Consider the following 20,595-nt stretch of genomic DNA (forward strand, 5'->3'; position numbering starts at 1 on the left):
ACCTTAAACCTTAAACCTTAAACCTTAAACCTTAAACCTTAAACCTTAAACCTTAAACCTTAAACCTTAAACCTTAACCCTTAACCCTTAACCCTTAACCCTTAACCCTTAACCCTTAAACCCCCACCAAACCAAAAAGAACTTTTCAATTTCTCCGTTAGGATGTTTTACCCAGCAAAGAGGAGAAAATTGTCGCTCTAAGTATTCTTTTGATGTTGTTTTAAATTGATAAAAATTAAGCCAATTTACATGTTGATGTGGTTGTATTAACCAATCTTTTTTAGAAGGTACAAAAAATTTACAATTATAGAATTGCTCTAATTCATTTGTATTGATATAAAAACCAACAATACAATCAGAATTTAATGTTGATAATTGAAGCTTTTTTTTTGATAAAGGAACAAATAATTGCGCTTTAAAATATACTTGTTGTAAAATTTTTGAAGGATTTAAATTGATAGTTTTTAAAAACTCTGTACATTCTTTAGAGTAGAGAAGAGGTAATTGTTTATCTCGTAACTTGGTTAATTTTTCTACCAAAGAATCTTTTCTATTCGGACCAATAAAATGATCAATTTCGGTATTACCAATAGTTTCATCATAGACATAAAACTTGTAAATAATCTCTAAATGAATTGGTTTTTTATCTTTTAAAAGAATACAATCTAACTCACCTAAAGTAATTTTTTCTTTCTGAATTTGGATGTTTTCACAAAGTATCGAAATATTTTTTTCTTGTTTTAATTGATAAGAAACAAAGCGTTCTATATATTTTCCTAGTCGTAATTTTTCATCAATTTGTAAATTGATGTTTATGGTATTGCTTTGTGTATCATATAGTTGCATGTTAAAGGCAGCTTTGTTTTGCCATAAAGGATTAGTGTTTATAAATCCTTTAAAACGTAACTGTATTTTTTTTTGAATTGTATTCATTAACTATTGTGACTTTCTGATTTTAAAAGTGTCTTACTGATTAGTTGCTTGACGGCATTATGTAGGGGTAATAATGTTAAGCAATATTTTCGAAAAGGGGGGCTTATTGATTTTTATCAATGGCCTTTTTTTTTGAAATTATAGTTGTAAATTTAACTTTTTAAAATTAGATACAATGCACTTCAAAAAGTCAAGTTTTCAATACTTACAAGATTTACAAAAAAATAATAATAGAGAATGGTTTACAGAACACAAACCAACCTTTGTAAAGATTCAGAAAGATGTAAAAGAATTGTTTTTGGAAATGCAAATGCACTTAGAAAAGCACGATGAAATTGATAGGATGAAAATCTATAGAATTTATAGAGATGTTCGTTTTTCTAAAGATAAAACACCCTACAACCCAAGGTTTGCAGTTTCATTCTCTAGATTAGGAAAGCAATTACGTGGTGGTTATTTTTTACAAATAAAACCTGGTGAAACTTTACTAGGAGGAGGATTTTGGCAACCTGAAAAAGAAGATTTATTCAGAATTAGAAAAGAAATAGAACAAGATGCAACTGAAATTCGCAACATTTTAGAAAACAAAGAGTTTGTAAAATGCTTTGGTGAAAAATTTGAAGGAGACGAATTAAAATCTGCTCCAAGAGGCTTTGATAAGGAGCATAAAGACATCGATTTATTACGAAAAAAAGGATTTATTGCGGTCAGAAATTTTACGGATGCAGAAGTTTTATCACCTAATTTTTTAGAAGAAATAGACAAAAGTTTTAAAGCTTTACGTCCGTTTTTTAATCTATTTAGTGATGTTTTAACAACAAATTTAAATGGAGAAAGTATCATTTAGAATGTGTTATTTGGCGGTCGTTTTTGAACTAAAGTCTAAAGTCTAAAGTTTAAAGTCTAACGTTTAAAGTCTAAAGTCTAACGTTTAAAATCTAAAGTTGAAGGATAGCATCATATTTCAAAATGAGTTTTTGGGGCTAGTTATCAACCTTATTCAGCACAAATAGAACTCACACTTCTTTTAGTACAAATGGAAAGAGAAAGTTTAAAAAATTATAAATATTTTGGTTTTTTTTTGATGAATTATTAGTGCTTTAAATTTTTATCAACCTCTCGCTTCAATACCCAAATAGTAATAATTGTGGATAATGAATCTGCAATAGGAAAAGACCACCAAACGCCATTTACTCCATAATACATGGGTAAAAAATAGGCTAATGGAATTAAGAAAATACCTTGTTTTAAAAGCGTTAATATTAATGCGGGAATTGCTTTTCCTGCTGCTTGAAAATAAGCAGAACCAATTAATTGCATAGTTACAATTGGTGTTACTAAAAAAACAATTAATAAGGCATTAGGTGTTTTGTCTAACAAAATTGTATCATTTGTAAATACCCAAATAATTTCTTCTTTTAAGAATAATATTGCAATAAAAATAATACTTCCCAAAACGGTTCCAAACCAAATTGCTTTTTTAATGGTTTCTTTAACCCTGTCATTTTTTGCTGCCCCAATATTAAATCCGGCAACGGGTAAAAAACCTTGAGTAACTCCTAAAACAGGTGAAAGAGCAAACATCATTACTCTATTAATAATGCCAAAAATTGCTATAGAAATTTCTCCACCATATTTAAATAAGGAATAATTTAGAACAATCATTAAAATACTAATAGCACCTTGTCTTACTATGGTTACGCCACCTAATTCAATAATTTCACGAACAATTTTACCTGATAATTTAAAATTTTCAGGAATAATTTTTAACTCACTTTTAGAAGATAAAAAGAAATATAAAATATACAAACCACAACTTGCATACGAAATGGAAGTAGCCAAACCTGCACCCCACATTCCCCAATCTAGAACTTTTATAAAAAGAATGTCTAAAAGTACGTTTGCAACAGCAGGAATCATCATGGCGTACATGGCAAACTTGGGTTTTCCTTCTGCTCTAATAACAGGGTTTCCCATCATGGCAAAAGCTAAAAAAGGAACTCCGTAAATAATTACACCAAAATATTCAGACGCAATAGGTAAGATGTCTCCTTTTGCACCAAATAAATTTAGAATTGGTACACTAAAGAGGTTTCCAATAATAACAAAAAGAATGGCTAAAATTACGGTTAAAGAAATTTGATTTCCAAAAGTTAAAAAAGCTTTTTTAGAATTATTAGCCCCCAAAGCTCTTGATATTATTGAGCTTCCTCCAATTCCAATTCCCATACCAATAGAAGAAATTAGAAATGCAATTGGCAGTACAACCGTAATTGCAGCAATTGCCAAAACACCAATCCATTGTCCTACAAAAATGGTGTCAACAATCATATTTAAGGACATAACAAGAATACCTATTGTTGCTGGTACAGCTTGTTTAATCAATAGTTTACTTATTTTTTCTGTCCCTAAATCCTGTGCTAGTTTATTCATAAAAGTTGTACAAAGAACGTAAAACTTTGCTGTTTTTTTAAAAATGGAACATCAATAATTGTTATAGATATCATAAAATTTTTATGTTTGTCAAAATTCATCAAAATGACAAATGTTTTTACGTTAACAATTACGGTTTCATCAGAAGATATAGACAATTTACATCATGTAAATAATTTGGTTTATGTAAAATGGATGGATAAAATTGCAACTACTCATTGGGCACATTTAACCAAAGAGTTTCCATTGCCACAATATATTTGGGTGGTAATGCGGCATGAAATAGATTATCTTAAACAAGCAGGTTTGGGAGATGAAATTACTGTAAAAACTTGGGTAGGGGAAACCAAAGGAATAACTTCGGTTCGTTTTATGGAGTTTTATAGAAAGGAAGTTTTGCTAGTAAAAGCAAAAACAAGATGGGCAATGTTAGATGCTAAAACATTTAAACCAGTAAGAATTAGAGATAATGTTATGAAAGTTTTATATCCTTAAAATATTGCTTTTATGTTGATAAACTCCGCCCTAAAAAAATGAATAGGCTATCCTATTTTTTTTTTGAAAAGTATCGGTTTTTAGCTCATTGATTTATTCTTTATTTGCAAATTTTAAGATTTTTTTTAAATATTAGACGAAAGTATTTTCGATACCAATTATTAACTGCAATAAAAGTATCTTTGCACAAAATTTAGATACAAAATGTCAACCTTTTCTACCTTAGGAATTCAAAAAGATTATATAAAAGCCATTAAAGAATTAGGATTTTCTACCCCTTCAGAGATTCAAGAAAAAACAATTCCTATTTTATTGCAATCTAAAACAGATTTTATTGGTTTAGCGCAAACTGGTACAGGAAAAACTGCTGCCTTTGGGTTGCCGGTTCTACATCATATAGATACAAATTCAGATCATATTCAGGCGTTAATTCTGTCTCCAACAAGAGAATTGGTGCAGCAGATTAAAAAACAACTATTTAAGTTCACAAAATATAACGAAAATCAAGTTTTTGTGGAAGCTGTTTTTGGAGGCGAAAAGATAGATCGTCAAATGAATAACCTTAAAAGAACAACACATATTGTTGTGGCAACACCTGGTAGATTAATTGATTTAATAGAACGTGGTAATGTAGATATTAGTCATGTGAAAACGGTTATTTTAGATGAAGCCGATGAAATGCTAAGTATGGGTTTTAAACAAGATTTAAATAGAATCTTAAAATTTACAAGCAAGACAGACAGAAAAACTTGGTTATTTTCTGCCACTATGCCAGAAGAAATAAAGAAGATTGTAAAAACGTATATGGATGCAAATGCACCCAGAGTAGAAATTGATAGAAGTGCCATGGTAAATGCAAATATTCGTCATCATTTTGCAAAAACAACCATTAAGGAAAAGACACATGATATTGTTTCTTTTTTGGAGAAAAGACAAGATCAAAGAGGTATTATTTTTTGTAGAACAAAAGCTGGCGCTCAGAATTTAGCATCACATTTAATTGAAGAAGGTTTTTCTACAGCAGCTTTAGAAGGAGATATGCAACAAAAAGAACGCGACAAAGTGATGCGTGCTTTTAAGAAAGAAAATTTGCAATATTTAGTTTCTACAGATGTTTCTGCACGTGGAATTGATGTTAGCGGTTTAGAATTTGTAATTCATCATCAATTACCAGAACAATTAGAATATTATACACATAGAAGTGGTAGAACAGCAAGAGCAGGAAAAACAGGGGTTTCAATTGCTTTTATTTTACCTTCGGAATTAGATAAAATTCATCAACTACAGAAAGATTTAAATATAAAATTTTCAGAAGTAACTGTATAATAAATCATCATTTCAATTTTATTTAGTTTAAAAATTTTGCTGATAATCACACGCTTTATAATTAAATGGATATAAATGGAACTTATTTATGTTTTAGATATTTTAGGAACTTTTGCTTTTGCAATTAGTGGCGCTTTAGTAGCTTCAGATAAAAAGTTTGATTTATTTGGAGTCTTAATTATTGCATTTGTAACTGCTGTTGGTGGCGGAATGTTAAGAGATGTTTTAATAAATGCGCATCCTATTAATTGGATTGGAGATTTAAATTATCTCTACACCATTTTTGTGGCAGTAATTTTTACTTTTCTTTTTAAAAGTAAAATTGCACACTTAAGTAAAACCATGTTTTTGTTTGATACTATTGGCATAAGTGTTTTTACTTTATTGGGTTTAGAGAAAGGGCTGTCTTATGATTTACACCCTATTATTGCGTTGTTAATGGGAATGATTTCTGCCGTTTTTGGGGGCGTTTTGCGTGATGTTTTAACAAATAAAATTCCGTTAATTTTTGAAAAAGAAATTTATGCTTCGGCTTGTTTAGCGGGTGGAATTGTTTATCTAACTTTAAACCAATTTCATGTATCCAACAACATTATTTTTATAATTTCGGCATTAGTTGTTGTTTTAATTAGAGTGATTGCCGTTAGATTTCATTTACAACTTCCTAAAATTAAAGACGATTTATTTACTAAAAATTAAAATATGAATCCGTTAGAATTTGCAAATTTCGAAGATTTTAAAAAAATAAAAGGCCAGCAATTACCTGTGGGAAATTGGTATACAATTACGCAAGAAATGATTACTGATTTTGCAAATGCTACTTTAGATAAACAATGGATTCATATTGATGAAACTAGAGCAGCCAAAGAAAGTCCTTTTAAAAGTACAATAGCGCATGGGTTTATGTCTGTAGCAATGATTTCGAAATTATTAGAAGACTCATTTTCTATAAAAAGTATAAAAATGGGCTTAAATTATGGGTTGAATAAAGTTCGTTTTCCAAACCCCGTACTTGTAAATAGTCAGTTAAGAATGATTTCTTCTGTAAAAGAAATTGATGAGATGGACAACAACGGAATTAAAGTTACATTTTCCTGTACTATAGAAATTAAAGGTCAAGATAAACCTGCTTGTGTGGCTGAATTTATAGCAGCGTTTTTTGAATAAAAGTGTACACTAAAAAAGCAACTATTTTTATCTAGGTTAAAATACCATCATCTGCACATTTTTTAGAATACCAAAATAGAAAAATAGAAAACAAGGGTATCATTACTAACATAGAATATTCCATAGATCCGTACATTTCTTTTCCAGGATTCATAAATACATTATAAGTGGTTTGGACTAATACGGCTATTAATCCTATCAAAAAGAATGTTTTTGCTAATTTTTTTCTAAACAATAATAAGATACAAGCAAATACTGAAGAAAAAACAGCAATTGCAAAAGCGGCAGTAACCCAAGAAGGCAAATTAAAAATAACTTCTAATTGTGCTTCTGTGTACATTAATTTAAAACGATCTGTTTGGTAAGCTTGATTTAAATAGCCATCTACTCCCATAGAATTCCAGATTAAGGCAATAACGGCAATAATCCAAAAAGCTTTACTTGGTTTGTTAATATTCTTTGTCATTAATGTAAGTTAAGTTATTAGTTGAACTAAATGTACTAAAAAATATTGTACAATCAAATAATGTAAAGTATATTTGTCTTTTTATAAAGTATATTTGTCTAATTGTAAAATAAAATAAGATGTCAAAATCAACAATTTGTGAACGAGAAAGAAATCAACTAGCGAAATTGAATAAATTTCAGCTTAAAAATCAATTTAAAAGAATTGGATTTATAATTGCTATAGGAACTTTTATTTTAATGATTGGAAGAAAGTATATTGAAGATTCTGAATGGATTAAACCTATTTTACATGGAATTTTACTAATTGGTTTGTTACTAATATCTGTATCTAAAGAAAAGGTAGAAGACGAATATATAGATAGTTTGCGTTCGCAATCTTATAGGTTGGCATTTATAATGGCAATAATATATTCTTTAGTACAGCCAGTTGTTAATTATGGAGTTGCTTTGTTGTTTCATCAAGATGATAAGTTACAGGGATTTAATTACTTTCAGGTATTGTTTTTTATGTTGATTGTACAGCTGATGTTTTTTTGGAAATTAAAAAGAACGAACAATTAAGATGAAAAATACCTTAAAAGTACAACGCGCCATATTAGATTTAACACAAGAAGATTTGGCAAAAACAATTGGTGTTTCTAGACAAACTATTAATTCTATTGAGAAAAATAGGTATGTTCCTTCAACAGTTTTAGCCTTAAAATTATCTAAAGTATTTGGTGTTTCTGTAAACGATTTTTTTACTTTAGAAGAAGGTGATTAAAAAGATTATTAATTGGATTTAATAATCTTTTTAACACTGTTTTGCGTGCCATCAGTATTCATTATTTTTAGAGTATAAACACCTTGTTTTAATCCTGATAAATTCATTTTCTGATTGCTTTTGATGCTATTTTCTGAATATACTTTTTTTCCTAAGAGGTTAAAAATTGTAATTGTAAAATTATTTTCTGTGGATGAATTTATTGTAAGATCATTTACAAAAGGGTTTGGATAAATTGAAACTTCATTTTCAAAGATTTCCTTATCATTTTTCAAAGTTCCTTCAAAGAATTTTTGAGCATAGGTATAAGATTCTTTACCAATTTTATCTCCAAGAATTCTTCCTCTAATATCATCTATTGGTGGATGAATTCCTCCCCAAATTCTAGACAAACTTGTTTGATCAGAAGCATCTCTATACGTTGCCCATTGCAGTGTAAAATCTTCAGTTGGACCTTCTTCAAAAACTAAAAACTCGTTTTTTTGTACATCAAAAGTTCCCATTCCACCAGGAAAAAAGGCGTTATTAGTAATTAAGGTAAGTACTTCTGCAGCGGCTCTAGAAAATGTTGAATGACCAGAAAGATACCCTGCAAAAGGCGGTGTTACAAAAGAAGGACGTTGATATGGCCACCAATGTGTTGCTAAAATCCAATCTACACCTGCGGTATCTGTATCTGGGTCATTAATAAAATCGGGTCCTTTCCAAGATTTAACTTTTAGTTTGCCAACATGTTCATTGTTGTCGCCTGCCAAAACATCATTTTCTTCTATAATTTCAATTAAATTATCAATTAAAGGTAATCCATGTGAATTATAATTTGGCAAACTAGTATTGGTACTTTGCCCTTTAGCAGCCATATATCTAATCGCAGAAATAGGTCTTATATAATCATAATAACCTTTAATTCCCCAAGTATTTACAGCGGCATCGTGCATTGCACCGCCAAGAATTAAATAACTTTTTACGTCCCATTCTAAATTAGAAAGTAGAGTAGAAGAATCTCCTATTGTTTTTGTTGAAAGCGGATGATCGCTCACATAATTTATAAGTGTAAACCAATGTCCTGGTGGTGTTTCAGAATCTGGACCATCTGCCCAAAATTCTGCCAAAACCCTTGTGTAATCTGCTCTTTTAACAATATTATCTTCGTATGCTGCGTTGGTAACAGGATTTAATTGATGTCCTTTCCCAATATCTCCACCATTATTAAAATTATAGAAATCTTTGTATTCATTAAATGTTGAAGGAAAACTTGAAATATCTACATTTCCAATAGAATTTGGAGAAATATTGATCATTTCATTGTCTGTAGGATCTAACTGTGCAGACCAAGAAATAACCAAAGAAAAGTTCCATTTATAAGGATCATCAATACCATTTTCATTAGAATCTTGAATGTAAACCGGTGGGCCAGGATTGTTATATACATAAGAATCGAAGTCTCTATTTAAGATTTCTAAGTTTTCTTGTTCTAAACAAAAAGGAACAACTTCTCCCCATTCTGGTCCTAAAAAATTTGGTGTATTAAAAGGAAATGGATTTCCTGCTTGGTCTATATAAACATCAAAAGCCAAAGGTTGCCATCTATCAGGATTTATATAATCGTTGTCTTCATATAATTCTAAAATTAAAGGGTCGTTAACAGTATTATAATACCTGTTATTGTATAAGTTAATTTCATTTGCTCCATCTTGCAAACCAAATTCAATCATTTTATCAGCTAAATAATTTCCTAAGGCAGCGTAAGAACCAGTGCTGTAATCTGTAGACTCAAAATCTTTATCAAATCCTAAAGAAGTAAAAAATGTTTCAAAAGCACTTAAGGTTTCAGATGAATTTGGAGAATATTTAAACCGATGATTTAACAATCTAAAAACGGCATAACTTAAAACCTCATTTGTTGCTTCTTCTTTGTTTGTAGGAGCAGTAATTGGGCTGTATTCTGAAGAGAAATTACCCAAAGTATTGCCTAAAAAAATAGTTTGAGCTGTTTCATCAAAAATAGCCCAGGCATCATACATGACCATTGAGGTATGAAATAAGTTTCTTGCATGAACTGTGGGTCTTGCATAATCTTTTCTTATTGCGTCTAATAGTTGTTCATTCCACTGTCTTGCTACAGAGTGTTGACTATTGGTTGAGTTTGAAAAGAATAGATTTATAAGTATGAATGGGAGAATTAGTATTTTTTTTATCATATGTTTAGAATCTAAAAACAAAATTATTAAAATTAATGAATTATCAAACTATAAATGAAATTAGTTTCTAATTAATAATTTAATTACAAGTGTTTTGTATAATTTAAACAATTATTTTAAATTTATTAAACTTATCGTTTTTAGTTGGGTATTTATCAAAAGAACTTGTTTACGAATACTAATATATGTTGTTTAAATATTTTTCATATTCAAAAAGTTAATTTATAATCAAAAAAAAACCTTTCGTAAAAACGAAAGGCTTAAAAAATTAATTCAAATTAAGTTTTTATTCTTTATGTAAATACACTGCGGAAGCAGCTGCTAAATCTGCATTATAAGAAGGCGATACATTACCACCACTACTAATATTGTTAAAAGCTACAATTCTTCCACCACCATTTCCTGCTTCGGCAATAAAAACAGTATTCGTTTCATTATCAAAAGCAACATCTACCGGATTTCCTAATAACGTATTAGCGCCAGCAACTCTAATTTGTTCAGCAAGTGCTAATGTTCCTCCATTTGTTGTGCTATTAAATTTAGAAGTAAAGTTGTTTATAATTTGAAATCCACCATCATCTTGACCGTTAGAAGCTTCACCAATATCCGTTAACACCATGGTATCTGAACTTGCATCATAGGTTAAACCGTGTGTTCTTACAATACCTTCTATAGTAATTGTTTTTGTTGCGCTTAACATTGTTGTAGCTGTATTGCTTAAAAAATTTGAGTACACAGCTAAGTCTCCTGTTGTGTCTGCAATAGCATATAAATCGTTGCCTTTAAATGTAATTCCCCAAAGTTTTATATCTGTTGTTATGGTGTTTCTTAATGTAAAATTGTTGCCAGTTTTAGTGTAAATAAATAATTTACCATCATTTGTAGTTGTGTTTCCATCAGCATCTGCATTATCTGCAACTACATAAAGGTTGCCATTTACAGCTAATTCTCTTGGACTTTTCATATCTAAAGAACCAGTAATGCCAATATTTACATTTGAAGACAAACCAGAAATAGTAACGTTAGTATAACCTTCTAGTCCAAATGTACTTCTAGAAGCTTGTACAACAGTATTTTCAGAACTATTATAATAAATACCATCTGCGGCAGTTGTTGTGGTTGTTAATGATGTTTTTGATACGTTGTTCATTGTAGTAACATCATACATATTTACATTTCCATCTGAATTATTAGAAGTAAATAATATTTTAGATTTTACTTCTACTACAACATCATTGTCATTTTCTGAACATGATGTTAAAGTAATTGCTGTAGCACATGCTAGTGCCATCATTTTAATTGATTTCATAATTTTAATAATTTTAGTTCAATGATACTTACGAGAAAAAAGTAGGTACGGTTTTTTAAAATCTATTTTTTTTTATCAGAAAGGAATTTCTGAAGGTTTTATCTAACCGTTTTCTTAGAAATTTGTAGTATTTAGGAAAGCTAAAATTATAAGTTTAAATTTTTAAACTATTGTTTTTTAGTGTGTTGAGGTGGGTTTGGATAAGTGGAATTTAGAAAGGTAATAGCACCACTTGTTAGCGTTGTTGCTATTATAAATTTTTAGTAATTTATTTATTGTATCAAGAATTCTAATTTAAAATACTAGTTTTTTAACCTAGGTAAATTAAATAATCTACAACTAATGCAACTACATCTTATAACGGCAATATTAAAAAATGTTTATAAAGGATATTTTGTCTGTGTAAGTTTTGTATATCTAGTTGATAAATTTATCAATAAAACTATTTTTAAGTGGATAAATACCATTTTATTCATTCATAGAAATAGCTGTTGCCTTAAATAAACTAGCCTTTGTTTTAAAGAAGGTATATTCTAATTCGATTGCTTTTAGTTTGGCTTCAATTAATTTAACTTCTCTATAATTGACTAAGAATAAAGAGCTTTCTCCTAAGAAAAACTTACGATCTTCGGCTTTTAATAAAATGCCATAATCTTTTACAATATCTTTTGTTAAATTATTTTGTAAAACATAAGAAGCTAATTCTTGTTGTATGGCATTTATTTTATTTTTAATGACAACTTTTGCAACTTCGTTTTCAAATTTGGTGTCTTGTAATTTTATTTTTGATAATTTTAAATCTCCTCTTTCTTTCCTTAAAAATAAAGGAAGTTTAAAATTAATTCCTGCTTTATAATTTTGCGTATTTAAAGAATTTATTTCATTCTTGTTTTCAGTTAAAAAGTTATATTGAACATCTAGTTTAGGTAGTAAGTTGTTCATTTTTAAATTTTTATCAATATTTAAACTTTTTATTTTGTATTCCAATGATTTTATTTTTGGATGATTTTCAATGTCAAAATCAGCATTGTTAAACAAGGCGATATTAAAAGTTTTATCAACATTATAAATGGTGGTTGTATCTGGAATAATGGAATTTTGTAATTCTACAGGAGTATTATCATTCAACCATAAAAAATTAGACAATTCTAAAGACGATTTCACCAATTTAATTCTAGATTTTTCTAAATTTAACTGCCTGTTTTTTAACGTAATTCCTGCTTCTGTAGTATCTATAGCAGGTTTATCCCCTTCAAAGAAAGCTCTTTTTGTGGCCTTGAAACGGATTTTAGCATTGTTTAAAAAATCTATATATACATTGTTTTCATAATATGTTTTTAGCCAATTAAAATAGGCAAGGGAAGCATTGTATAAAATTTCATTCACTAAAATTTGTTGGTCTTCTTTTGCTTGATTCAAAAAGAATTTAGCTTGTTTTAAAGCTGCCATTCTTTTATTTATAAGTAATCCGTTTAATAAAGAAACAGAAACTCCTGCGCTGTAAAGTCCGTCTGTAGGAACGGTGTTTTCTGGATTTAAATAATAACCATCATTATTTTCAAAATTTGCTTTAAATTCAATTCCATAATAAGTGGGGATCTTAAAAGCAGCATTTAATTTGTTATAGTATTCTTTGTCTTTAAATTGTTTTTTATTAAAATCGACTTCAATTTTTGGATCAAAAGCACCTCTAGATTTTAGTAATTTGGCTTCACTTTCATTAATTACAAGCTTTGCCTGTTTTACAATTGGATGGTAGTTTTTTACATAGCCAAGATATTCAGATAATGTCATTACAGAGGAAATCTTTTCTTGTGCAAAATATCCTGAGGTAAGAAATAAGAGGAATATTAAAATAAAATTTTTCATATTAGTTTTATAAATAAGCTAATTGATATTATTTTTTCTTTGAATCATTTTTTATTTCTTTTGGTTGGTAATAGTTAGGAGGAAAGCTATTTAACTGTCTCCAAATTTCAAAATAAATTGGTACATCTTCTAATAACGCAATTGTTTTTGCGCCAGAACCCACTCTAATTGCTTCTGGCCAATTGTAATCTGTTGTATCTGGCGCTAATAAAACTCTGTATTTACCATTAGTGCTAATAAAGTTTTCGATAGCAATCACTTTTGCACCGTATGTTCCATAAGAAGCATTTGGCCAACCACTAAATACAATTGCCGGCCAACCATCAAACTGAACACGCATTTTTTCTCCAATATGTAATAAGGGTAAATCAATAGGTTTTACAAAAGTTTCTACTGCCAAATCGTATTTTTCTGGCATAATACCCACAAGGTCTTCACCTTCTTTAAACGTGCCACCAATTCCGCCTTTAATGGCTTTGTTTATATAGCCATTTTGTGGTGCAGTAATGTATAATAAGCTATTTCTAATACTGTAATTACTTCTGCTGTTTTCTAATTTAGATACTTGCGCTTTTGCGTCAAAACCACTTGATTGTGCGGTGTACATATCACTTTGTGCTTTAGATATTTTATCAGTATAAGTAGCCCTTATAGTAGAAAGTGCTAGTTGAGCGTTTAGCACATTATTTCTACTTGCTAGTAATTTATTTTCTTGCGAAATTAATTTTGCTTGTGTAGCCTGTAGTTTTATCCTTTTTTCTTCTACATCTTTCACTGCTTTTAAACCTTCTTCTTGCAAGGTTTGTGTACGATTAAATTGTTTCTCGGCAATTGAAATATTAGTTTTTGCAGCATCAAAATCTACACTATCACTTTTTACTTTTAGCTTAGCTTGTAATAGTTTATTTTTTGTTTGTTCAGTTTTTAACTGCTGTTCTTGTCTTAAAGCATTCACTTGTCTTTTTAAAGCTGCTACTTTACCTTGATATGCATTTACAGAAGAAGATTTTGCATTAATTTGATCACTTGTTCTTTCAATTAAACGATCATCAAAATAGTCGCTTTTTACTTCAGAAATTCTTAAAATGGTATCTCCTTTTTTAACAAAATCTCCTTCGGTTACAAACCATTCTTCAATTCTTCCAGGAATCTGAGATTGAATGGTTTGCGGTCTTTGGTTTGGTGTTAATGTAGTTACCAAACCTTGGCCCGTTATATTTTGTGTCCAAGGTAAAAAGAGTACAACAAAACCTATGATAGCAAGCGCCAAAAGAAATTTGTTAAAAGCTTTATAATACTTTATTGTAAAAATGTACTTGCCAGATTTAAACTTTGTTAAATCAACAGTTTTGTGTAATTGATTGTTAGATATATTTAACATTGTTACTTATTTTATTGATTTAATTTCACCCATTTCTAATGTAATTGTTTTGTTACATTGGGTTCTCCAACTCTTTTTACTACTAACTACAATTAATGCCCAGGGTCTTTTAACATCTGTTAAATAACTGATAATGCGGATTGTTTCTTCTAAATTAAATTGATCTAAAGGGTCTTCTAAAATCATTATTTTAGGTTGCTTAATAATAGCTCTTGCTAAAATTAATTTTTTAGCAATGGTGAATGACATTTGTTTTCCTTCTGGATATAAAACAGTTTCTAAGCCTTTGGGTTGTTCTTTTAAAAATTGTGTTAAACCAACAATTTCTAAAGCTTCATATATCATTTCATTTTTAATGCTTTTATTGCTAAAAACTAAATTGTTTCTAATAGTACCTTCAAAAGGGGTTTCGTCTGAGAGTGATAAACCTAGTTGAGATCTATAATGGTTTAAATGCAGACTTCTTAAAGATAAATTATTGATATAAATATTACCAGTAACGGGCTCTATAACTCCTGATATTAAACGCAATAAAGTAGATTTACCTGCGCCACTTTCGCCCATCACCAAAATTCTACTTTTAGGTTCTAAGGTTAAAGAAAGGTTTTTAATAATGTGTTTTTCTCTATTTTCTACACCGTAACAAACATTGTCTAATTCTATGGTTATTCCTTCTTTAAAAATAGGGCTTTCTCCTTCTTGAGTTTCCATTTCCATATCTACCACTTGCCCAATTTTTTCTATGGATGTAAGAACATCATAAAAAGACTCTAAACCTAAAATTAGCTTTTCTACAGACTGAATAACCATAAGAATAATAATTTCTGCAGCAACAAATTGCCCAATATTCATTTCTTGTTTTAAAACTAAAGCACCACCAATTAACAATAAACTAGCGGTTACAATTACCTTAAAACCTATCATTTGAATAAATTGTAGCATCAATATTTTAAAATGATTTTCTCTTGCTTCTAAATATTTACTAACTAAAGCATCGTTTTTTTGAATTGCTAAATTGGTGTTTCCAGATAATTTAAAACTAACTACAGTTCTTGCAATTTCTTGTATCCAGTGTGCTACTTTGTACTTCTTTTTAGACTCTAATAAACTGGTTTCTAATCCTTTTTGAGCTGTAAATTTAAAAACGATATAGATTAAAAGTAATAAGAGAATACCAAATACAATAAAAAAGGAATGATAAAATGATAATAGTATCAACGCAAAAATAATTTGTAAAAGAGCTGTTGGTACATCAATTAATATTTTAGATAAGCCTTTTTGTATGGTTAATGTATCAAAAAATCTATTGGCTAATTCAGGTGGATAATAATCGCGTAGCTCATTCATTTTTATTTTTGGAAAACGAAAACTTAATTCAAAAGAAGCTCTTGTAAAAATTCTTTGCTGAATGGTTTCTATTATTCTTAATTGCATCAATTGTAGCGCTCCAGAAAAAATAACACCAATGGTTACTATAATTACAAGAACAATCCAAGAAGTAGAAATTTGTGCTCCTTGTATTAAGTTGATAATTGCCTGAATTCCTAATGGCAAGGATAAAGCTACAATTCCGCCAAAGACAGCATAATAAAAAATTTGAAAAATATCTTTTCTCTCTAATTTTAATAAACCAATAAGTCTTTGCCAGGGCGTTAATTGTTTTTTTTCCATATTTATTTGATTGAGTGCTTCACTAAATGAATAAAAAAATTAGTTGGTGTTTCTTTTGTTTGAGTATTTGTAATTAATGGAAAATGTTCTTTAAGATAATTTTGATGCAGACTACCTTCTATAATAGTACTTGCTAGACTTAAGGCAAATGGGTATTTTTTATTTACAGCCAAAATCATAGTGCTAATTCTTGTAATTACGCGCTTGTAAACCTCAAAATAACCTTCTTCGTTATCCTTGTCTACTGCTTTTGTTAAAAAAGATTTAGAGCTTTCATTTATAATGATATTGTTTAGCAAACGTTTGTTAATATGCGAAAAATTATCATCCTCTTTTATTGTTCTAGTAATAACTGTTATGGCTTTTTCTAATTTTTTATTGACATCAGAAATGCTAAAAGTTTCAATAACTAATTGGTATTCTAACCAAGCCCAATACCAGGAAGTTAGATAAAGAAGAAGCTTATATTTACTCTCAAAATACCTGTAAATAGAACTTTCATTAGAGCCTATTTTAGTGCCTAATTTTTTAAAAGTAAAACATTCAAACCCAATTTCATGAATTAAAAGAATGCTATTTTCTATAATTTTCTTACCTAAAACAGAGGTTTCTGGGTCTTTGATAAAAATTTTATCTGGTACAGATATTTTTAATACGGATAGTAAATTCTTCATAATTAATTTCAAATATAATAGTAATACTATTACAAAAGATTGTTTTACTATAGTTTTAATTTATTTTAAAATAAAGAACTAAAAGAATGAAGAATTAAAATTTTACTTTTAAAGATTCATCAGAAATCAAACTATTATACGTGTAAATAAAAATGTTGGTAATTTGAAAGGGTTGAAGTATTTTATGCGTAAACCAGTGATTGTTTTTTATACAAATATCTTTTCTCAATAATTTTATAAGTTGCTAGTTGATAATAAATTTTACTTAAATTGTTAAGTATTTTTGAAAATTTTTAAATTTGTCGTATCTTTGTGCCATTAAGAAAAAATACACTCTTCTAAATAAACTAGTTAGCGGTAGTTAGATTTTTAATTTCCAGTTAGGTATTTTATCTTATCAGAATCAATAATTTAAAACTCTTATATTTTTAATGGCAAAATCGCAACAAACATTTAGTAAAAGTGAAAAAGAAAAGAAACGTTTAAAGAAACGTCAAGACAAGCAAAAGAAAATGGACGCTAGAAAAGCGAACAAAGAAGAAAATGGACCAACCGGAATTCAGTTTGCTTATGTAGATCATAATGGAAATTTAACTGATACTCCTCCAGATCCAGATTTAAAAGTAGAATATGAATTAGAAGATATTCAAATTTCAGTAACCAAAAAAGAAGATTTACCAGAAGAAGATCCTGTTAGAAAAGGAAAAGTTTCATTTTTTGATAGTTCTAAAGGTTTTGGATTTATTATTGATACAGAGAATAACGAAAAATATTTTACACACGTAAGTGGTATTATAGATGAAATTACAGAAAACGACAAAGTTTCTTTTGAATTAGAAAAAGGAATGAGAGGCTTAAATGCTGTTAAAGTAAAGAAAATATAATCTAAATAATCTTTCGAGGTTTCCATTGAAATTGTCTTTCCTGATAAAAATATACTCAACTAGAGTTTGTATCAGGATTTGAAACACTTTTATCACAATAAAAAAAGAACTCTTAAGAGTTCTTTTTTTATTTTATACGATATAATTAAAAGCAATATTAGTCCAAAATATAAGAAAAGCCTATTTCTAAACCAAGAGCATTATAACCGCTATTTGGTTGTTTTAGTTCTGCATTAGAAACATGTCCTAAATTTGTACCCACAAGTAAAAAAGTTTTTTTAGTAGTTTGGTAAGAAAGTCCTAAAGATAAATTTTCTATAAAAGTAAACCCTTTTGCAAGGCGTTCACTTCTAGTGTCTATATAAGATAGTCCCAAACCAAAGCTAGCATTAGCGCTTAGTTTTGTAAAAAGTTCTTTTTTAATGCCAATTGCAAATTCTAGCGCGTACAAGTGCATGTTTTTTAATTTCGTAAATTCAGCTCTTTTTTGCTGATAATCTTCTTCGCTTGGCAACACAAAACTTTCATTTAAAAGTTGGTGTTTTAAAAACTGAATTTGAGGTTGAACAATTAATTCTAAGTCAAAAGACTTCCAGTTTTTTAAAGTATAAAAAGCTTGAGTTTTAAACGTAGAAGAAGTATAAGTATAATCTAAATCATTATATAAAAAATTCTCATTTCTTGCCGTATTATACAAAAAACCTATTTTATCTGGATGTAAAAAACTTTTATTTTTCTCCTGAGCAAAAGAAGAAAATACCATAAATGTAAAAAAAGTGAATAGTATTTTTTGCATCATTAATTGATTGTTGAAATGTATTTAAGAAAACATTTTAGCTACTTTTTCAGCTTTTCTACTTTTAGAATAATCATAAAAACCTTCGCCAGATTTTATACCAAGTTTACCCGCCAAAACCATGTTTACCAACAACGGACAAGGAGCGTATTTAGGGTTTTTAAAACCGTCATACATTACATTTAATATAGACAAACAAACATCCAAACCAATAAAATCTGCCAATTGTAAAGGTCCCATAGGGTGTGCCATTCCAAGCATCATCACTGTATCAATTTCTTGTACGCCCGCCACACCATTGTACAGGGTTTCAATAGATTCATTAATCATTGGCATTAAAATTCTGTTGGCAACAAACCCAGGGTAGTCATTAACTTCAACCGGAGTTTTACCAATTATTTTGGCAAGCGCAACCGTACTATTCATTACGTCATCTGCCGTGTTGTAACCTCTAATTATTTCCACCAATTTCATAATGGGCACAGGATTCATAAAATGCATGCCAATTACTTTTTCCGGACGCTTTGTAACGGCGGCTATTTGTGTAATAGAAATAGAAGATGTATTGGTTGCTAAAATTGTTTTTTCAGGACAATAATCATCTAATTCTTTAAAAATTTTTGCTTTTAAAACCGCGTTTTCTGTAGCGGCTTCAACAACTAAATCCGCATTTTTTACACCATCTTTTAAAGAGTTAAACGTTGTTATGTTTGCTAAAGTTTGGTTTTTATCAGCGATAGAAATTTTCTCTTTAGCCACCATTCTATCTAAATTTTTAGAAATAGTTGCCAATCCTTTCTCTAATGCGGCGGCAGAAACATCTATTAATTGTACGTTAAAATGAAACTGTGCAAATGTGTGTGCAATGCCGTTTCCCATGGTTCCAGCGCCTATTACTGCTATGTTTTTCATCAATATAAATTATAAAATTTTGGGCGTTCCCTAAAGGTCGGGCTTTCCGTTACAATCTTTTTTATTTGTTCTCAATATTTTTCTTTTGATGTTTTCTCATCAAAAGAAAAACTCTCGAACTTGCATAAAAAAGGATTTTCACTGCAATCCCTAACCCACTTTCTTGCCAACTTACTGTTTATCTAAAAACTTAAAACTTCTTTTTAAAAAGAGTCAATGACCATTTGCGCTACCCTTAACGCTTCTGTACCTTGTCTTAAAGTTACAATAGGGTCGGTTCCATTTTCAATAGCATCTGCAAAAGTTTCTAATTCGTCTAAAATTGCGTTGTTATTTTTTACTTCCGGATTATCAAAATAAATTTGTTTTTTAACACCTTCTGCATTTTGCAAAATCATGGCAAATTCATCTGGTTTTTTAGGAACATCTTTCATTCTAACAACTTCTGATTGTTTTGCTAAAAAGTCTACAGAAATATAAGCGTCTTTTTGAAAAAATCTTGATTTACGCATGTTTTTCATAGAAATTCTACTTGCTGTTAAATTAGCAACACAACCGTTTTCAAATTCAATTCTAGCATTTGCAATATCTGGTGTTTCTGATATTACAGAAATACCACTAGCATGTACATTTTTTACTTTAGAATTTACTACAGAAAGAATAATATCAATATCATGAATCATTAAATCTAGCACTACAGGAACATCTGTTCCTCTAGGATTAAACTCTGCCAACCTGTGTGTTTCTATAAACATTGGATTGTTAATTTTGTCTTTCACAGCTGTAAAGGCTGGGTTAAAACGCTCTACATGACCAACTTGTCCTTTTACATGAAATTGACTAGCTAAGGTTTTTATAGCTTCCGCTTCTAACACTGTTTTGGTAATAGGTTTTTCAATAAAAACATGACAACCTTTTTCAATGGCTTTTTTTGCACATTCAAAATGAGATAAAGTAGGTGTAACAATGTCCACAACTTCAACTTCTTCAATTAAATCTTCAATAGAATCAAATAATTTATAACCCAATTCTTTAGCAACTTTTTGTGCATTTTCTGTAAACGGATCAAAAAAACCGACCAATTCATATTTATTAGATTCTTGTAATAAACGTAGATGAATTTTCCCTAGATGTCCTGCACCTAGAACTCCAACTTTAAGCATAAATGTATGTTTTTTTCATTACTTATAATGAGAAGAAATTTGTAAATAGAGAAATTACTTCATCATTTTCTTACTTAGAACAAGCAAGTTTTTTGTAACAACGTTAAAATAAATGTTTTAATTTTTTATAAATAGTAGAAACCACTTATA

The 20,595-nt window shown here is 29.2% G+C and carries 20 protein-coding genes; 8 read left to right on the top strand and 12 right to left on the bottom strand.

The window, feature by feature from the left end:
* Positions 1–108 precede the first annotated feature (108 nt).
* Complete coding sequence (locus ACSHW5_RS14530; RefSeq protein ID WP_435676871.1) at positions 109–933, bottom strand: DUF1853 family protein; 825 nt, start codon at positions 931–933, stop codon at positions 109–111.
* Positions 934–1,108: 175 nt separating this feature from the next.
* Here ACSHW5_RS14530 and ACSHW5_RS14535 point away from each other — a divergent pair, with 175 nt between their 5' ends.
* Positions 1,109–1,780 carry a DUF2461 domain-containing protein gene (locus tag ACSHW5_RS14535; RefSeq protein WP_435676872.1) on the top strand — a complete coding sequence of 224 codons (672 nt, stop codon included), beginning with the start codon at positions 1,109–1,111 and terminating at the stop codon, positions 1,778–1,780.
* Between the two features lie 245 nt (positions 1,781–2,025).
* On the opposite strand, the gene ACSHW5_RS14540 is transcribed toward ACSHW5_RS14535, so the two are convergent.
* Entirely contained in the window at positions 2,026–3,366 is a 1,341-nt protein-coding gene (locus ACSHW5_RS14540; protein WP_435676873.1) for an MATE family efflux transporter, read from the bottom strand.
* 105 nt (positions 3,367–3,471) lie between these two features.
* On the opposite strand from ACSHW5_RS14540, the gene ACSHW5_RS14545 reads away from it, so the two are divergent.
* From ACSHW5_RS14545 to ACSHW5_RS14560, 4 genes are all read left to right on the top strand, one after another.
* The gene (locus ACSHW5_RS14545; protein WP_435676874.1) at positions 3,472–3,861 is read left to right on the top strand and encodes an acyl-CoA thioesterase; all 390 of its coding nucleotides are present in this window, start codon (positions 3,472–3,474) and stop codon (positions 3,859–3,861) included.
* Between the two features lie 204 nt (positions 3,862–4,065).
* Positions 4,066–5,187 (top strand): DEAD/DEAH box helicase, encoded by a 1,122-nt coding sequence (locus ACSHW5_RS14550; protein WP_435676875.1) that lies wholly within the window; start codon positions 4,066–4,068, stop codon positions 5,185–5,187.
* A 75-nt stretch (positions 5,188–5,262) separates the two neighbouring features.
* Positions 5,263–5,886: a trimeric intracellular cation channel family protein gene (locus ACSHW5_RS14555; protein WP_435676876.1), complete on the top strand. Its 624-nt coding sequence runs from the start codon at positions 5,263–5,265 to the stop codon at positions 5,884–5,886.
* A 3-nt stretch (positions 5,887–5,889) separates the two neighbouring features.
* Positions 5,890–6,354 carry a MaoC family dehydratase gene (locus ACSHW5_RS14560; protein WP_435676877.1) on the top strand — a complete coding sequence of 155 codons (465 nt, stop codon included), beginning with the start codon at positions 5,890–5,892 and terminating at the stop codon, positions 6,352–6,354.
* Between the two features lie 31 nt (positions 6,355–6,385).
* On the opposite strand, the gene ACSHW5_RS14565 is transcribed toward ACSHW5_RS14560, so the two are convergent.
* Entirely contained in the window at positions 6,386–6,820 is a 435-nt protein-coding gene (locus ACSHW5_RS14565) for a hypothetical protein (protein WP_435676878.1), read from the bottom strand.
* A 119-nt stretch (positions 6,821–6,939) separates the two neighbouring features.
* Between ACSHW5_RS14565 and ACSHW5_RS14570 the strand changes: the two genes are divergently transcribed.
* Positions 6,940–7,383: a hypothetical protein gene (locus tag ACSHW5_RS14570; protein ID WP_435676879.1), complete on the top strand. Its 444-nt coding sequence runs from the start codon at positions 6,940–6,942 to the stop codon at positions 7,381–7,383.
* 1 nt (position 7,384) lies between these two features.
* Positions 7,385–7,585 carry a helix-turn-helix transcriptional regulator gene (locus tag ACSHW5_RS14575; RefSeq protein ID WP_435676880.1) on the top strand — a complete coding sequence of 67 codons (201 nt, stop codon included), beginning with the start codon at positions 7,385–7,387 and terminating at the stop codon, positions 7,583–7,585.
* Between the two features lie 8 nt (positions 7,586–7,593).
* Here ACSHW5_RS14575 and ACSHW5_RS14580 read toward each other — a convergent pair whose 3' ends face one another.
* From ACSHW5_RS14580 to ACSHW5_RS14605, 6 genes are all read right to left on the bottom strand, one after another.
* Positions 7,594–9,786 carry a T9SS type A sorting domain-containing protein gene (locus tag ACSHW5_RS14580; protein WP_435676881.1) on the bottom strand — a complete coding sequence of 731 codons (2,193 nt, stop codon included), beginning with the start codon at positions 9,784–9,786 and terminating at the stop codon, positions 7,594–7,596.
* 286 nt (positions 9,787–10,072) lie between these two features.
* Entirely contained in the window at positions 10,073–11,095 is a 1,023-nt protein-coding gene (locus ACSHW5_RS14585; RefSeq protein ID WP_435676882.1) for a hypothetical protein, read from the bottom strand.
* 468 nt (positions 11,096–11,563) lie between these two features.
* A complete protein-coding gene (locus ACSHW5_RS14590; RefSeq protein ID WP_435676883.1) occupies positions 11,564–12,964 on the bottom strand; it encodes a TolC family protein in 1,401 nt (466 codons plus the stop codon).
* A 28-nt stretch (positions 12,965–12,992) separates the two neighbouring features.
* Positions 12,993–14,345 (bottom strand): HlyD family secretion protein, encoded by a 1,353-nt coding sequence (locus ACSHW5_RS14595; RefSeq protein WP_435676884.1) that lies wholly within the window; start codon positions 14,343–14,345, stop codon positions 12,993–12,995.
* A 6-nt stretch (positions 14,346–14,351) separates the two neighbouring features.
* Positions 14,352–16,016: a peptidase domain-containing ABC transporter gene (locus tag ACSHW5_RS14600; protein ID WP_435676885.1), complete on the bottom strand. Its 1,665-nt coding sequence runs from the start codon at positions 16,014–16,016 to the stop codon at positions 14,352–14,354.
* Positions 16,017–16,018: 2 nt separating this feature from the next.
* Positions 16,019–16,690, bottom strand: coding sequence for a TetR/AcrR family transcriptional regulator (locus ACSHW5_RS14605; RefSeq protein WP_435676886.1), 672 nt, complete (start codon positions 16,688–16,690; stop codon positions 16,019–16,021).
* A gap of 431 nt (positions 16,691–17,121) precedes the next feature.
* Here ACSHW5_RS14605 and ACSHW5_RS14610 point away from each other — a divergent pair, with 431 nt between their 5' ends.
* Positions 17,122–17,574, top strand: coding sequence for a cold-shock protein (locus ACSHW5_RS14610; RefSeq protein WP_435676887.1), 453 nt, complete (start codon positions 17,122–17,124; stop codon positions 17,572–17,574).
* Between the two features lie 157 nt (positions 17,575–17,731).
* On the opposite strand, the gene ACSHW5_RS14615 is transcribed toward ACSHW5_RS14610, so the two are convergent.
* From ACSHW5_RS14615 to ACSHW5_RS14625, 3 genes are all read right to left on the bottom strand, one after another.
* Complete coding sequence (locus ACSHW5_RS14615; RefSeq protein ID WP_435676888.1) at positions 17,732–18,370, bottom strand: acyloxyacyl hydrolase; 639 nt, start codon at positions 18,368–18,370, stop codon at positions 17,732–17,734.
* Positions 18,371–18,394: 24 nt separating this feature from the next.
* A complete protein-coding gene (locus ACSHW5_RS14620; protein ID WP_435676889.1) occupies positions 18,395–19,282 on the bottom strand; it encodes a 3-hydroxyacyl-CoA dehydrogenase family protein in 888 nt (295 codons plus the stop codon).
* A gap of 203 nt (positions 19,283–19,485) precedes the next feature.
* Positions 19,486–20,445 carry a Gfo/Idh/MocA family protein gene (locus ACSHW5_RS14625; protein WP_435676890.1) on the bottom strand — a complete coding sequence of 320 codons (960 nt, stop codon included), beginning with the start codon at positions 20,443–20,445 and terminating at the stop codon, positions 19,486–19,488.
* Positions 20,446–20,595: the final 150 nt, after the last annotated feature.

Source organism: Polaribacter sp., from assembly GCF_051251875.1.
GTDB lineage: Bacteria > Bacteroidota > Bacteroidia > Flavobacteriales > Flavobacteriaceae > Polaribacter.

Coding starts and splice junctions, on each gene's coding strand:
- ACSHW5_RS14610 (WP_435676887.1), top strand. CDS start 17,122: ATGGCAAAATCGCAACAAACATTTAGTAAAAGTGAAAAAGAAAAGAAA.
- ACSHW5_RS14585 (WP_435676882.1), bottom strand. CDS start 11,095: ATGAAATCAATTAAAATGATGGCACTAGCATGTGCTACAGCAATTACT.
- ACSHW5_RS14580 (WP_435676881.1), bottom strand. CDS start 9,786: ATGATAAAAAAAATACTAATTCTCCCATTCATACTTATAAATCTATTC.
- ACSHW5_RS14590 (WP_435676883.1), bottom strand. CDS start 12,964: ATGAAAAATTTTATTTTAATATTCCTCTTATTTCTTACCTCAGGATAT.
- ACSHW5_RS14565 (WP_435676878.1), bottom strand. CDS start 6,820: ATGACAAAGAATATTAACAAACCAAGTAAAGCTTTTTGGATTATTGCC.
- ACSHW5_RS14605 (WP_435676886.1), bottom strand. CDS start 16,690: ATGAAGAATTTACTATCCGTATTAAAAATATCTGTACCAGATAAAATT.
- ACSHW5_RS14570 (WP_435676879.1), top strand. CDS start 6,940: ATGTCAAAATCAACAATTTGTGAACGAGAAAGAAATCAACTAGCGAAA.
- ACSHW5_RS14545 (WP_435676874.1), top strand. CDS start 3,472: ATGACAAATGTTTTTACGTTAACAATTACGGTTTCATCAGAAGATATA.
- ACSHW5_RS14615 (WP_435676888.1), bottom strand. CDS start 18,370: ATGCAAAAAATACTATTCACTTTTTTTACATTTATGGTATTTTCTTCT.
- ACSHW5_RS14560 (WP_435676877.1), top strand. CDS start 5,890: ATGAATCCGTTAGAATTTGCAAATTTCGAAGATTTTAAAAAAATAAAA.
- ACSHW5_RS14620 (WP_435676889.1), bottom strand. CDS start 19,282: ATGAAAAACATAGCAGTAATAGGCGCTGGAACCATGGGAAACGGCATT.
- ACSHW5_RS14555 (WP_435676876.1), top strand. CDS start 5,263: ATGGAACTTATTTATGTTTTAGATATTTTAGGAACTTTTGCTTTTGCA.
- ACSHW5_RS14600 (WP_435676885.1), bottom strand. CDS start 16,016: ATGGAAAAAAAACAATTAACGCCCTGGCAAAGACTTATTGGTTTATTA.
- ACSHW5_RS14530 (WP_435676871.1), bottom strand. CDS start 933: ATGAATACAATTCAAAAAAAAATACAGTTACGTTTTAAAGGATTTATA.
- ACSHW5_RS14575 (WP_435676880.1), top strand. CDS start 7,385: ATGAAAAATACCTTAAAAGTACAACGCGCCATATTAGATTTAACACAA.
- ACSHW5_RS14595 (WP_435676884.1), bottom strand. CDS start 14,345: ATGTTAAATATATCTAACAATCAATTACACAAAACTGTTGATTTAACA.
- ACSHW5_RS14550 (WP_435676875.1), top strand. CDS start 4,066: ATGTCAACCTTTTCTACCTTAGGAATTCAAAAAGATTATATAAAAGCC.
- ACSHW5_RS14535 (WP_435676872.1), top strand. CDS start 1,109: ATGCACTTCAAAAAGTCAAGTTTTCAATACTTACAAGATTTACAAAAA.
- ACSHW5_RS14625 (WP_435676890.1), bottom strand. CDS start 20,445: ATGCTTAAAGTTGGAGTTCTAGGTGCAGGACATCTAGGGAAAATTCAT.
- ACSHW5_RS14540 (WP_435676873.1), bottom strand. CDS start 3,366: ATGAATAAACTAGCACAGGATTTAGGGACAGAAAAAATAAGTAAACTA.